Source organism: Bacteroides mucinivorans, assembly GCF_034654355.2.
Lineage (GTDB): Bacteria > Bacteroidota > Bacteroidia > Bacteroidales > Bacteroidaceae > Bacteroides > Bacteroides nordii.
On sequence record NZ_CP178179.1, the window covers coordinates 5961002 to 5976137 of the forward strand.

Sequence of the window (15136 nt, forward strand, 5' to 3'; positions counted from 1 at the left end):
TAGAATATATGAAAAGGAAACTAACATTGATTTACTTAACAGGACTTCTTACAATTGGTATTACAAATACAAATGCCCAGCCAAAGGTCGTCGCCCACCGTGGACACTGGGATACCGAAGGTTCAGCACAAAACTCCATCAGAGCACTAATCAAAGCTGATTCTATTAAATGCGATGCATGTGAATTTGATGTATGGTTAACGGCCGATAAACAGCTTATAGTAAATCATGACGACGTTATAAATGGTTATGAAATAGAAACCACTTCCTCTGATACAATCCTCAGTCAAAAGTTAAAAAACGGAGAATTTTTGCCCTCATTAAGTCAATTTCTCGATGTCGCAAAACTCCTTACAATAGATCTTGTATTAGAAATAAAGCCTCACAAAAATAAAGAGCACGAAGCAGAAGCCGTCAAAATGGTACTCACCATGGTACAAGAAAAAGGTTTGGAAGAGAAAACATCCTACATAACATTCTCCAGAAATGCTTTTGATGAGCTTGTAAAACAAACCCGACGGCCAATTCTTTACCTGAATGGAGTGGCTCCGGATGTACTAAAAAGCATTGGTGGAACGGGAGCCGACTATCACATCAATGTATTCAAGAAAAATCCCGAATGGATAAAACAACTTCATAATTTAGGGCTTGAAGTTAACATCTGGACAGTTAGTGATCCTGAAGGGATTCAATGGTGCATCGACAATGGTGCCGACTATATTACTACCAACAACCCAAAATTAGTACAGAAAATGATTAAACAAAAATGATAAAAGAACACTATAAATAGCGGCGGTATTAAACAGCTATTTTGCATAGAAGATAGAAAAAAAATCATTTATAATGCAAAAATTACTATATTTGTGTTGGAGAGTAAGAACCAATGCATATAAATAAAGAACAGGAAAACTCATTTTCACCCTCAAACAGGCAAGAAAATCATCTTTGGATTGATTTCATAAACGGAGATGATAAAAGTTTTGAACTGATTTACAAGAAGTATGTCGGGGTTCTTTTTCGTTATGGCATTCAATTCACTCAAGACGAAGATATTGTAAAAGATGCTATACATGATGTTTTCGTCCGCATATACAAGAATCGTATACAATTGAAGAAAGAGGTTAATATCAAATTCTATCTTTTCACCGCACTCAAGAATAGCCTGTATAATACGTTTAAACGCGAAATGGTATTCGAGAAACTCGGAGAACAGGAATTATATAATATATTAGACCATTCAGATGAAAACAAAGCGTTGTCAAGTCTGGAACAGGAATCGACAAGAAAAATAATCCTGCAACTAATGAACCAACTGACGGACCGGCAACGCGAAGTCATTTATCATCGCTTCATAGAAGAACTCTCTATGGAAGAGATAGGTGTCCTGATGCAAATGAATACTCAGTCCGTACAAAATCTCATTCAACGTTCATTAAAAAAAATGCGCGAAAGTCAGTTACCTCTTCCTCTATCTATCTCATTGTTATACAAAGCTATAGAAGCTGTATAACCTATTTCCGAACAACTACTTTTTCACTTTTACTAAAAAAAATCACTTAAGGTGAGTATGTTTTCCTCTACCAATTGTATTCTGTATGTTACCGTAAACACAAGAAAGGATTAAAGCATACATGAATTATAAAGGCTGCACATATAAAGAACTACTACAGGATGATTTTTTCCTGGAATCACAGCTTACTCCAACGGATGAAAGTATCCGTTTCTGGAATACTCTCATAGAGAATGACGAGGCATTAGCTTCTGAAATCAACCGGGCACAGGAAATTATTTGCAGAATACCTTTCCGAAAAAAAGAAATTTCAGCAGATGCGCAAGATGAATTACTAAACAGAATTAATCAAAGCATTGAAGTTACTAAAAAGGAAAAGAGTAAAAAGCATTTATGGATCACTATATCAGCAGCAAGTATCGCATTATTCTGTATATTGGGTTGGACCTACTACAGTGATTTTTACTCAAATGATAATTTAATGGCCATTGAAGAAGTAGCAAAGCCCACCCAGCTTCCCTCAGAAGTACAATTAATACGAAGTGACAACAACGAGATGACTATCCAGGGAGAAGAATCCGTCATTCAATATGATGAAAAGGGTACGCTTTCTATCAATTCCGAAAAAGTGGCTACTAAAGAAAATGACAAACCGGAAAAAAAGCAATCGAAATTCAATCAGTTAATTGTACCACCATGCAAACGCTCATTCTTGGCACTCTCAGATGGGACCAATATATGGGTAAGTGCCAATAGCCGTGTCGTTTATCCGGAAATATTTGAAGACGATAAGCGGGAAATTTTTGTAGAGGGAGAAGTATATCTGGAAGTATCACCAGACAAGAAAAAGCCATTTATAGTAAAAACAAATCAACTGGATATAAATGTATTGGGAACAAGTTTCAATGTATCTGCTTATGAAGGAGACAGTAATACGGCAGTAGTGCTTGTCAGCGGAAAAGTAAACATTCATACCCAAAATAATCTGGAGGCAACGCTCGCACCAAGTGATATGCTTTGCTTTGAATCCGGTAAGATTTCCCAAAGTAAAGTCAACACAGAAAATTACACCTCCTGGCGTTATGGTACTTACATGTTTGATAACGAAGAGTTTTCTGTCATATTAAACAAACTGTCCAAATATTACGGTCGGAAAATAGTATGGACGAAAGGAGTTGGAAAACTTCATGGTTCGGGAACACTCAATTTAAAAGATGATATATTTAAACTGCTAAAAGGTCTGGAAGCTGCAGCACCAATAACCTTTACTCCAAAAAGTGATGAAATATTTGTAGATGTTAAACCCTAAAAAAAAGTAAATTTATGATAACTTAGAAAAGCACAATAACCCTAAAAAAAACCGGACGATACTGCAATATCATCCGGCTGTAGATTTCTAATAACTGGACTGACTGCAACCAGTCCAATTTTATTCAAACAAAAATCATTGTAAATGTATGAAAAACATATGTATAATTGGCAAAAACAGATGCCAATTAAATAAATTTATGAAAATCGGTCTTATAACTTTCTTAGCCACTACATGCATAATCATCGACTCATTTGCAAACAGTAGCTATGCCCAGGCAACACATATTTCTATAGATGTTGAAAACACGACTTTAAAAGAAGTATTCAGAGAAATAGAAAGAAACAGTGAATTTGTAATTTTTTACTTAGAAGAAGACGTAGATTCCAATAGAAAAGTATCCTTAAAAGTCAAGAACCAGACAGTAGACAAAGTTCTTGACAAAGTATTGGCAAAAACCAATAATTCTTATCTGATAGACGACAAGCAAATCTTTATTACCAAAAAGGAGAAAATGGCTTCTCCGGGTATTCCGGCCGTCACTCAACAAAAGGTAACCGTGAAAGGAGTGGTAACAGATATAAACGGCGAAAAGCTCCCCGGTGCTACCGTTGTAGTAGAAGGTACTCCCAGGGGAGCTATTACAGATATTGACGGTACTTACACTATCGACGTAAATAAGAACGAGAAACTTACTTTTTCTTATCTTGGAATGGCGAGCCAGACAATTGCTGTCGGAGATAAAAAGATTATCAATGTAACACTGAAAGAAAAGGAAGATATGCTGGAAGAAGTAACAATCGTTGCTTTTGGAAAGCAAAAAAAGGAGAGTGTAATCTCCTCCATCCAGACAGTACATGTCAAAGACCTGCGAGTTCCCTCCAGTAATCTGACAACAGCCCTTTCAGGACGTATAGCCGGAGTCATTTCTTATCAGACGAGTGGTGAACCGGGACAGGACAATGCGGAATTCTTTATCCGTGGTGTAACCTCTTTTGGTGCAGGGAAGGTAGACCCGCTTATCCTGATTGACAATGTGGAAGTATCTTCCAATGACCTGTCACGGCTACATCCGGACGATATTCAAAGTTTCTCTATTCTGAAAGATGCCACGGCAACTGCTTTGTACGGTGCTCGCGGTGCAAACGGCGTAATCCTCGTTACAACCAAAGAAGGAAAAGAAGGGAAGATAAAAGTCTCCTTCCGTGTGGAAAATTCCTTTTCTTCACCCACCAAGAAAATAGAGATGGCAGACCCCATCACTTATATGCGGCTTGCCAACGAAGCAGTAACCGCCCGGAATCCCCTGGCTCCGGTACCTTACTCAAACAGCAAAATCGATAATACCATCCGCAGAACAAATGAGTATGCTTATCCGGCAGTAGACTGGATGAAGATGCTGACCAAAGATGTAGCCATCAATCAAAGAGCCAATCTGAATATTTCGGGAGGTGGCAAAGTAGCCCGGTATTATATTGCAGGTTCTTTCTCTCAGGACAATGGTATTCTGAAAGTAGACAAGCGCAACAACTTTAATAATAATATCAATCTGAAAAAGTATCTGATCCGTTCTAATATAAACATCAATCTGACCAAAACGACAGAAGCAATCGTTCGTGTACATGGTACTTTCGATGATTATTCGGGACCTATCAGAGGAGGTAGCGAAATGTACAGGAATATTCTGAATGTAAGCCCTGTACGTTTTCCTGCTTATTACGAACCGGATAAAACCTATGCCGGTACTACCCACATCCTGTTTGGTGGTAATGAGGGGGTGCAATATATGAATCCCTATGCCGAAATGGTAAAGGGTTACAAGCAGGAAAGCAAAACAGTAATGATGGCCCAGATGGAATTGAAACAGGATTTTGGAAAATGGGTAAAAGGGTTGACAGGCCGCTTGTTGGGTAATACAATCCGTACTTCCGGTTTTGATGTGACACGAGCATACAGTCCGTTCTACTATGAATCAACCTATGACAGACTCACAGATAGTTATACCCTGACAGAACTAAATCCGGACACTGGTGAAGAATTTATCAGCTATAATCCGGGGAATAAAACGGTTATCAGTTCATTCTATGGAGAAGCTTCTCTTGCTTACAATCGCGATTTTAAAAAGAATGCAGTAAGTGGTATGCTAGTAGCCATTGCACGTAACTCACTGACGGGTAATGCTTCTACTCTTTCCGAATCTTTACAGAAAAGAAATCTGGGATTATCAGGACGTTTTACCTATGCATACGACTCCCGTTACATGGCAGAGTTCAACTTTGGATATAATGGTTCGGAGAAGTTTGACAAGGGCCACCGCTGGGGATTTTTTCCTTCATTCGGACTTGGATGGTCTATCTCCAATGAAGACTTCTGGACAGACAATCTGAAAAAAGTTGTATCCAAACTCAAACTACGTGCCACATACGGTCTGGTAGGTAATGACGAAATCGGAAAAGAGAGTCAGCGTTTCTTCTATCTTTCACAAGTAACCATAGGTGGTGGAGATAGCTTCAGCACCGGATATGAATTTAACGGAAGAACCCGTAAAGGCGTAAAAATCAGTAATTATCCTAACTCCGAGATCGGATGGGAAATAGCTTATAAAACGAATCTTGGCGTTGAACTCGGACTGTTTGACGGAAAGGTAGATATCATGGCAGACTTTTTCAAAGAACGGCGTACCAACATTCTCCAGTCCAGAGAAGATATTTCCACTTCAATGGGACTATGGGCTACTCCGGATGTTAATGTGGGAGAAGCGAACGGCAAAGGTATCGATATATCGATAGATTACAACCACTCTTTCCATAAGGATTTGTGGATGGTAGGACGAGCTAACTTTACATATGCCAAATCTACCTATCGTTTCTATGAAGAACCTGACTATAGTGCCATTCCCTGGAAATCAAAAATGGGCATGCCTATTTCGCAGAAATGGGGATATGTGGCCGAAAGACTTTTCATTGATGATGCAGATGTACAGAACTCTCCCCGGCAGGATTTCGGTGAATATCTGGCAGGCGACATCAAATACAAAGACATCAACAATGACGGTGTTATCAATGAAATAGATATGGTACCCATCGGATATCCTACCACACCGGAAATCAACTACGGATTCGGACTTTCCTTCGGATATAAGAACTTCGACCTCTCCGTATTCTTTCAAGGCTCCGCCCGCTCCTCATTCTGGATAGACGCTGATAAAATGTCTCCATTCAACCAATCCACTGCCAACGGAAGAGTGATTGAAACCGGATTGGCCAAATTCATTGCAGACGACCATTGGTCATTGACCTCTCAGAATCCGAAAGCATACTGGCCAAGGTTATCAAACACGCTTATTGCCAACAACAACCAACGCAGTACTCAATTTATGCAGGACGGTAGTTTTCTTCGCTTCAAAAGTGCGGAAATAGGTTATACACTTCCCAAGAGTTTTACGAACAAGATGAGGCTGACTACCTGTCGTTTTTATGCAAGCGGTACCAATCTGTTATTATTCAGTAAGTTCAAACTTTGGGATGTAGAAATGGGTGGTAACGGATTAGGCTATCCTATCCAGCGCGTTATTAACTTAGGACTTAATCTTTCATTCTAAAAACATATACATTATGAAAACATATCTGACGATTTTTAAAACCTTTATCCTGATACTCTGCATTTCACTGGCATCCTGTCAGGAATATTTAAATGTAGTTCCAGACAATATCCCCACAGTAGATCATGCATTCAAAAACCGGCACGAAGCAGAAGGGTTCCTCTATGGCTGCTTTTCCTTCCTCCCTTCATTTGCCGATGCCGGTTCCAATCCGGCACTTCTTGGTGGAGACGAAGTATGGTATATTGATCCTGTAACCGGTATGAGCCCTCGCCTTTGGTACATTGCCCGTGGCGACCAGGGTACCAATGCTCCTTTGGCAAACTATTGGGGCAGCAAACAGAATGGCGATGATCTGAAAGGAGGTAAAGCAATATTCACAGCATTGAGCGATTGCAATATCTTTCTTGAAAACATTCACAAACCTTATGATCTGACAGAAGAAGAACGGACCAGATGGGTTGCAGAAGTAAAATTCTTAAAAGCATTCTATCATTTCTGGCTCTTCCGCATGTACGGACCTATCCCATTAATTAAAGAAAACCTGCCTATCAGTTCCACATCCGAAGAAGTACAAAGATACCGGGAGCCGGTAGACGAGGTAGTGAGTTATATCGCATCCTTACTGGACGAAGCTGCCAGTGATCTTCCGTTACAGATAGAAGATCTGATGAATGACCTGGGAAGACCTACCCAACCGATGGCACTGGCTGTAAAAGCACAACTCCTTACGTTAGCTGCCAGCCCGCTCTTCAATGGTAATCCCGACTATGCGGACATTACCGACAACAGAGGTATTCATCTTTTCCCGCAAAATTACAGTGCAGACAAGTGGAAAACAGCCGCAGATGCACTCAAAACCGCTATTGATGTAGCGCATGAAGCCGGTCATGATTTATTTGACTTCAAGCAGACAAACTATGCAAGCAAACTGAATGAAAAGACAATTCTGGCTATGCAAGTGAGGGGAGCCGCTACAGAAAGATGGAACAAAGAAATCATCTGGGGCGATTCTAATTCAAACACAGATAACCTGCAACGCGCCTGCCATCCCATCTTCATGAGCGGACAAGGTACAGGTGGCCTGCGGAAATGCTATGCTCCTCCTTTAAGAATGGTTGAACAGTTTTATACCGAAAACGGAGTACCGATCGAAGAAGACAAAGACTGGGTAGGAGTAGATCCAATGGGAATAAAGACAGCATCTGCCAGTGACAAGCTGTATATTCAGGAAGGATTCGAGACAATCAATCTTCATTTCAAAAGAGAAGCCCGTTTTTATGGTTCTATCATTTTCGACGGGGGTACATTTTATGGTAACAGCAGGACCACTTCCGATGATAATCTTTGGGTAACCCAATTGAAATTCGGCAATATCGGTGGAGGTACCAATCCTTCGGACAGACATTCCAGCACTGGCTACCTGTGCAAGAAAATGATCCATTATTTATCGTCCGTACCTGATAACAGCGACCAGTTTACCCAACACAGATATGCTTTTCCTATTATACGTCTGGCCGATCTTTACTTAATGTATGCCGAAGCACTGAACGAATGGAAAGCAGCCCCGGATCAGGATGTATATGAATACATCGACAAAGTGAGAGCCAGAACCGGACTGGAAGGTGTGGTAAAAAGTTGGCAGGAACATTCATTAACTCCGGACAAACCGAAAAACAAGGAAGGAATGAGAGAAATTATACGCAGAGAACGTATGAACGAGCTGGCTTTCGAAGGCGTTCGCTTCTGGGACCTGAAACGATGGAAACTGGCAGAAACATACCTCAACAAACCGATACGTGGCCTGAATATTCTGGGCGAAACAACACAGGATTTCTATCAGGTGAAAACTGTCTATCAATTGAAATATACAAAGAAAGATTACTTGTGGCCAATCAAACAAAGCGTTTTGTTAAGAAACAAAAACCTGGTACAAAACTTAAACTGGTAATTGTAAACAGATTAATAACAGTTTAATAATAAAACAAAATGAAAAGAAATTATATAGCATACATATTGTTAACAGCTTCCCTGATGTGGAGCTGTTCGGAAATAAAAGACTGGCAGGATGAAAAAGACAATATTCCTCCTAAGAGTGTAACAGACGTAGTAGTAGAGAATATAAACGGTGGTGCAATAATCACTTATAAACTACCCGATGATCCCGATCTTCTGGCTGTAAAAGCAGTGTACTACTACAAAAAAGGAGAAGACCTGAAGGAAGCATACTCATCTGCATTCAATAATACAATTTCACTGGAAGGCTTTCCTGATGTAAACGAACGTACCGTACAACTATTTGCCATTGATAAAAGTATGAATCACTCTGACCCTGTAGAAGTACAGATCAAACCTCTCCTTCCTCCGGTAGAAATGATTCGTAAATCACTAAAAGTGAACCCTACATTCGGTGGAGTCTATATGCTATGGGAAAATACACAGGAAGACGAGATATCTATCACTCTTTATAGAAAAGATGCTAAAGGTGACATGGTATTTTATGATGCCTATTACAGTAAAGCCAAAGAGGGCAAATACACGTTCAGAGGATTGGAAAACGCGGAACAGGAGTTCTATTTCGAGATCAAGGACAAATGGGGAAATTATTCAGCTCCGCTGGATACCGTACTGACTCCTTTGTTTGAAGAAGAGATCGTTGGACGTAACAACAGTGGTGATATCTGGCAAAGATGGGGATGGGACGATAAATCTTGCATCTACAGAGGTGACATCGTAGGGCAAGAAGCCGCTGCCAATCGTCAGTTCCGCCTGATTCATGATGGTAACACCTGGAATAATTCTACCTGGTGGCATACCAAGGGCAACAAGCTATCCGACTTTATCGACTGGCCTAATGCCGAATATACAGTAATGCCCTTGTACTTCACCATTGATATGGGCAGAAAAGCCTCTTATAGCCGGCTCAGGTATTGGATGAGAAGCCGTAGTCCTATCTTCTCAGCACAAACATTTACGAGTTTCGAAGTATGGGGTACCAACAATCCCAAACCTCTCAGCCAGATAGGAGACGGAAGTAAAGAAGATAACCTGAAGTACTGGACGGAATGGCCGGAAGTAAACGGCACGGATGAGTGGAAGAACGATTGGGAAAAACTGGCAGATTTCAAACTGACTTTACCCTCAGGAGCCACGGACCCCAATTTACTGACCAATGAAGATACCGAATTTATAAAAGCCGGATTTGAAGTAGAAATGGACCCGAAATACGCTAATGAACCTTTCCGTTACATTCGTTTTGTGGTTCGTGAATGTAGGGAACCCAGTGCTCAGATTCAGCTAAGTGAACTTAAATTCTGGGGAGCGTATAAAGAATAATTATAGAAAAGTATACCAAAGAGATGATTGACTGAAACGCAGATTAACCAGGATTCCCGCAAAGTAAATAAACGGAAAATAAAAAAGAACCGTCTTTCTAATTTGCACGAATTTGTGTTAATTTGCGTTCTATCGAATTAATTCATTTCTCATAAATGCATCAAAGTAAATGTCGACAAAAGTCCTGTATATCATTATCTTTACTATATTTGCGTCAACCTCTGTGGCGCAAAATAGGATTCTGAAGAAGTTTCCCGAAGGTTACACTCCGGAAGAGGTAGGAATCAAGGTTGCCAACCGCTTCCTATCGAGTAAACATATGCTACATGGTGGTAAATGGATACATTATGCTGAAGTATGTACCTGGTACGGAGCAGTACGCTTTGCCAGCGAAAGCAAGAATAAAGAGTTATCCAGGCAGCTACAAGAACGTTTTGACTTTTTGTGTACAGCAGAAAGAGATTTCCTACCTATCAAAAATCATGTCGATTTGAACATGTTCGGATGTCTTCCTCTGGAATTCTATCTGATAACAAAAAAGATGCAATATCTGGATTTGGGAATTTCTTATGCCGACACACAATGGGAACTACCTGTAGAAGCCTCAGCCGAAGAAAAAAGGTGGACCGACAAAGGACTTAGCTGGCAAACCCGCTTGTGGATAGACGATATGTATATGATAACCATCTTGCAATCGCAAGCCTACAAAGCAACCGGTAACCGGAAATACATCGACCGGACTGCACGTTCAATGGCCGTCTACCTGGACGAACTACAACGTCCTAACGGGCTGTTTTATCATGCCCCGGATGTTCCTTTCCTTTGGGGAAGAGGCAATGGATGGATGGCAGCAGGTATGGCTGAACTGTTGAAAGTATTACCCAAAGACAACCCGGATCGTCCGCGTATCCTACAGGGGTATCTCGATATGATGAAAAGTTTAAAACAATATCAGACAGAAAATGGTATGTGGAATCAGTTGATAGACGCTCCCGATTGCTGGAACGAGACTTCCGGAACGGCGATGTTTACCTACGCCATGATCACAGGCGTAAAGCAAGGCTGGCTGAAAGCCCGGGAATATGCTCCTGCAGTCCGTAAAGCATGGCTATCACTGGTATCTTATATCAATGAAGACGGAGATGTAACAGAGGTATGTTCGGGCACCAATAAGAGAAATAACCGGCAATACTATTATGACCGACCCAAAAAAACAGGAGATTATCATGGACAGGCACCCGTACTGTGGTGCGCTTTCGCATTAATGGAAAACAAATAAATAGGTATGAAATTATATTTAAGTTTATTATGTACACTACTGCTATCCGGCTGTTCTATGACGCGGAATGAGAAATATGCAGACTACGTTAACCCCGTCATTGGTACAGACATACAAAGACATGCACGAGGTGACAAAGCACCCTCAGAGGAGAAAGGACAAACCATGCCGGCAGTCGGTGTACCCAACGGAATGACCAACTGGGTACCACAAACACTGGAAGGAGAGCATAAATGCAATCCCCCTTATTATTATTACCACGACGAAATACAAGGATTCCGTGCCAGCCATTGGATCAGTGGCTCATGTACACAGGATTATGGCAGTGTAACAATAATGCCTGTCACCGGTGAATTAAAAACAAATGCCAGAGAGCGCGCTTCCCAATTTAGCCATGATGAAGAAACGGCAAAGCCTTACTATTATCAGATAATGCTGAAAGATTACCTGATTCATGCCGAACTTACAGGTTTGTCCCATGCAGGAATCATGCGTTTTAGTTTTCAATCGGATAAAGATCGTTATATCATTATAGAACCCAATAGTGACAAGCAACAGGGGTATTTAAAAATTGATGCAAAGAGCAGGGAAGTAACAGGCTATAATCCTGCCTACAGAATCTATCAGGGAAGTGGAAAGAGTGCCGGATTCAGCGGGTATTTCGTCATCCGGTTTGAAGAAGACTTCGACTCCTTCGGAACATGGAAAGACAGTGAAATTACAACGGGAGAAACAGAAATAAAAGGGAACAAAAACAAGGTAGGGGCCTGGATTAAACTCGCTCCCGAAAAAGGGAACAGCATACAGGTAAAAGTAGGTACCTCTTTCACCAGTATTGAAAATGCCCGTAAAAATCTGGAAGCAGAGATTCCCGGATGGAACTTCGAGAAAGTAAAGAAACAATCGGCAGCCAGCTGGGAGAAAGCACTGAGCCAGATAGCTGTAAAGAGTAGCGATGAGAAGAAAAAGACTCAATTTTATACCGCTCTTTACAATGCCCGTATGCTGCCCCGCACTTTCAGCGATGTGGAAGGTTATTATCCCGGTTTCTCCGAAAATTACACCATCCATCAAGCCAAAGATTTCACCTATTATTGCGATTTCTCCATGTGGGATATCTACAGAGCCGTATTACCCCTCTACTCCATTCTTAGCCCGTCTCTCACAGGAGATTTTTCTAAATCTTTCATTGTAAAAGGGCAACAAGGTGGGTGGCTACCTATCTTTCCGCTATGGAATAATTATACGGCAGCCATGATCGGCGATCACGGAATAGCCATGATGGGGGATGCCATCCTGAAAGAGGTTCCGGGATTCGACTATGAGGAAGCCTACCGGCTTATGCGCAAAAATGCATTTGAAGTCAATACAGACCGGAAAAGTTATGTAGAAGGTAAAGGACGCCGGGGTCTGGAATCCTATCTTCAATACAACTATATCCCATTGGAAGACAATGTATGGGATGCATTCCATAAGAGAGAACAAGTATCCAGAACACTGGAATATGCCTATGATGACTTCGTTCTGGCACAAGTAGCCAGGAAATTAGGAAAAACGGATGACTACAGAACATTGGTAAAAAGGGCCATGAACTATAAAAACGTGATCGATCCGGAAACCGGCTATGCACGCGGACGTTATGCAAACGGAGAATGGATCGAACCTTTTGAGTTCGATAAATTTGTAGATTATATATGCGAAGGAACACCTTACCATTACACATGGTATGTTCCCCATGATGTAAACGGACTGATGAAACATATCGGCAAAGAGCGTTTCCGGACACGTCTCGACACTTTCTTTGAAAAAGATTACTACTGGCACGGCAATGAGCCGGGACATCATATTCCCTACCTTTTTGCTTTAGCTGGTGAAGCCTGGAAAACTCAGAAATGGGTACACAACATATTGAATAGAGAATATTATCCTACGCCCGATGGCCTGAGCGGGAACGACGATGCCGGACAAATGTCCGCATGGCTGGTATTCAGTATGGTTGGATTTTATCCGGTATGTCCCGGTATGCCTTATTACGTCATTGGCAGTCCGGGCTTTGAAGAGAGTATCATCACGCTGGAGAATGGAAAAAAATTCAAGGTAGAGGCCAAAGGATATACAGAGGAAAACATCTATATCCAGTCGGCAACCTTGAACGGACAGCCTTACAACAAATGCTATATCCTGCATGAAGACATACTGAAAGGGGGTACTCTATCTTTCGTCATGGGAAATACTCCCAACAAGCAATGGGCATCCGGTGCCGATGCAATGCCTTACGTTACAACAGAATAAGACACAATTAATATAAATACAAATCAAAATTATGAAGAAGTGGATATTAGGAGGGATAGGGCTCTGTATGTTTCTGCCTATCCTGGCACAACAAATTCAAAAAGAGGGATATCTGGTAATGGACATGGTACATCACAACCCCGGGGATGCCATGACACAGAGTGTTTTCCGCAAACCGGAGAAGTTAGCCTCTTTTGGTATGAATGGCATGGTTATCAATGAGTTTAAATTCCCGCAATGTGCCGTCAGTTTCTCAAAATTCGACAAGCGTATTTTCCCGAAAGGATCAGAAGAAAAAGCATGGATCGAAACACTGACAAAAGAAATCAGAACACAGATCAAAGCGTGTCACGAGAACGGTTTACAAGCGTTCTATTTCACTGATATCATTGTATTACCCCAAAAGTTAGTTGAGCTCTATAAAGACGAGATTTGTGACGAGGATGGAAAAATATCTTTCGAGAAGCCCAAAACCTGGGAGATTCACCGGATCATGCTGAAAGAATTATTCGAGCGTTTCCCGGAGATGGACGGATTGGTGATCCGTACCGGAGAGACTTATACCCACAACATTCCGTATCACATAGGAAACGGCCCGGTAGACTATAAAAACAGATATGATAAAAGTATTGAGATACATGCCCGGCTAATGAATCTGCTCAGAGAAGAGGTATGTGTAAAAAGAAATAAGAAGATTATATACCGTACGTGGGATTTTGGTTTCTTCCATGTCCGCCCGGATTATTACTTAGCCGTTACCGAGCAAGTAGAACCACATCCCAATCTCTATATAGCTATCAAACACACCAATGGAGACTACTTCCGGACTTTCCATTTCAACAAAACGATCACATTGGGTAAACACAAACAAGTAGTGGAGGTACAATGCCAGCGTGAGTATGAAGGAAAAGGAGCTTATCCGAACTATGTGGCAAATGCCGTAATCAATGGCTTTGAAGAGACAAAGCAGGATGCTTCTCCCCGCTGCCTGAACGATGTGAAAGATAATCCATTGTTCTATGGCGTATGGACCTGGTCGAGAGGTGGAGGCTGGTACGGTCCTTACATCTCCAATGAACTTTGGTGTGACCTCAATACCTACGTGATGAGCCAATGGGCCCTGAATCCTAACCGCACAGAAGAAGATATTTTCAATGAATATGCACTGAAAATTGGCATATCCCAAGAGACTCTCCCATTCTTCCGCCGTCTGTGTATGCTGACCCCCGATGCTATTATCCGGGGAAGAGGTTCACTCCTGCACTCCGTCAATGTAACCTGGACACGTGATCATTATTTAGGAGGAATCAACCAGCTAAAGAGAATCTTCGATGAAATCTTAAAGAAAAACATGGTCGACGAGTCATTGTACGAAATGAAACTTTCCGTAGCACTCTGGGAGGATATAGTAGAATTATCCGAAAAGATACAATGCAACGACAAAGCCATCGAACAGTATATCAAAACCTCTTCTCTATATGGACTCTGGCTTCACAGAATTATGGAACAAGGCTGGATTGTCATGCTTAAAGGATATCAGGGTGACCAAACAGGTGTATATGATAAAACAGCAATTAAACTCGCACTCGAAAAATACGATCACTCATGGAATGAGTATCGCCAACTGAAAGAAAATAACGGGGATTGCTCCACACTCTATTATGATCAATACGTTAAATTCAATGTGGGTGGTGATCGTACTAAAATCGGATTTGTAGATGGTATGGGAGCAACCGTTAACAAGTACCGCGCAATGGTAGAATAACAGAGATTCAAATTAACATTATTAACAGAGTTTCTTAACTACCA

Annotated in this window: 9 protein-coding genes; all 9 read left to right on the forward strand. The window is 41.3% G+C overall.

Annotation, left to right across the window (positions count from 1 at the left end):
- Window positions 1–8: 8 nt before the first annotated feature.
- The 9 genes from VCM39_RS22275 (at window position 9) to VCM39_RS22315 (ending at window position 15092) form a co-directional block, all read left to right on the forward strand.
- Complete coding sequence (locus VCM39_RS22275) at window positions 9–770, forward strand: glycerophosphodiester phosphodiesterase family protein (protein ID WP_322932282.1); 762 nt, start codon at window positions 9–11, stop codon at window positions 768–770.
- A 113-nt stretch (window positions 771–883) separates the two neighbouring features.
- A complete protein-coding gene (locus VCM39_RS22280; RefSeq protein ID WP_322932283.1) occupies window positions 884–1510 on the forward strand; it encodes an RNA polymerase sigma factor in 627 nt (208 codons plus the stop codon).
- Between the two features lie 121 nt (window positions 1511–1631).
- A complete protein-coding gene (locus tag VCM39_RS22285; protein WP_322932284.1) occupies window positions 1632–2819 on the forward strand; it encodes a FecR family protein in 1188 nt (395 codons plus the stop codon).
- Between the two features lie 199 nt (window positions 2820–3018).
- Entirely contained in the window at window positions 3019–6420 is a 3402-nt protein-coding gene (locus VCM39_RS22290; RefSeq protein ID WP_322932285.1) for a TonB-dependent receptor, read from the forward strand.
- 13 nt (window positions 6421–6433) lie between these two features.
- A complete protein-coding gene (locus VCM39_RS22295; protein ID WP_195660206.1) occupies window positions 6434–8371 on the forward strand; it encodes a RagB/SusD family nutrient uptake outer membrane protein in 1938 nt (645 codons plus the stop codon).
- A gap of 38 nt (window positions 8372–8409) precedes the next feature.
- The gene (locus VCM39_RS22300; RefSeq protein WP_322932286.1) at window positions 8410–9756 is read left to right on the forward strand and encodes a DUF5126 domain-containing protein; all 1347 of its coding nucleotides are present in this window, start codon (window positions 8410–8412) and stop codon (window positions 9754–9756) included.
- A gap of 169 nt (window positions 9757–9925) precedes the next feature.
- On the forward strand, window positions 9926–11035 hold the full coding sequence (locus VCM39_RS22305) for a glycoside hydrolase family 105 protein (protein ID WP_322932287.1): 1110 nt from the start codon (window positions 9926–9928) through the stop codon (window positions 11033–11035).
- A gap of 6 nt (window positions 11036–11041) precedes the next feature.
- Window positions 11042–13327, forward strand: a complete 2286-nt coding sequence (locus tag VCM39_RS22310) for a GH92 family glycosyl hydrolase (RefSeq protein ID WP_322932288.1) — start codon at window positions 11042–11044, stop codon at window positions 13325–13327.
- Window positions 13328–13358: 31 nt separating this feature from the next.
- A complete protein-coding gene (locus tag VCM39_RS22315) occupies window positions 13359–15092 on the forward strand; it encodes a hypothetical protein (protein WP_322932289.1) in 1734 nt (577 codons plus the stop codon).
- Window positions 15093–15136: the final 44 nt, after the last annotated feature.

Excerpts from the sequence above, each read along its gene's own strand:
- VCM39_RS22310 (WP_322932288.1), top strand. The coding sequence starts at position 11,042 with ATGAAATTATATTTAAGTTTATTATGTACACTACTGCTATCCGGCTGT.
- VCM39_RS22300 (WP_322932286.1), top strand. The coding sequence starts at position 8,410 with ATGAAAAGAAATTATATAGCATACATATTGTTAACAGCTTCCCTGATG.
- VCM39_RS22295 (WP_195660206.1), top strand. The coding sequence starts at position 6,434 with ATGAAAACATATCTGACGATTTTTAAAACCTTTATCCTGATACTCTGC.
- VCM39_RS22285 (WP_322932284.1), top strand. The coding sequence starts at position 1,632 with ATGAATTATAAAGGCTGCACATATAAAGAACTACTACAGGATGATTTT.
- VCM39_RS22280 (WP_322932283.1), top strand. The coding sequence starts at position 884 with ATGCATATAAATAAAGAACAGGAAAACTCATTTTCACCCTCAAACAGG.
- VCM39_RS22290 (WP_322932285.1), top strand. The coding sequence starts at position 3,019 with ATGAAAATCGGTCTTATAACTTTCTTAGCCACTACATGCATAATCATC.
- VCM39_RS22305 (WP_322932287.1), top strand. The coding sequence starts at position 9,926 with ATGTCGACAAAAGTCCTGTATATCATTATCTTTACTATATTTGCGTCA.
- VCM39_RS22315 (WP_322932289.1), top strand. The coding sequence starts at position 13,359 with ATGAAGAAGTGGATATTAGGAGGGATAGGGCTCTGTATGTTTCTGCCT.
- VCM39_RS22275 (WP_322932282.1), top strand. The coding sequence starts at position 9 with ATGAAAAGGAAACTAACATTGATTTACTTAACAGGACTTCTTACAATT.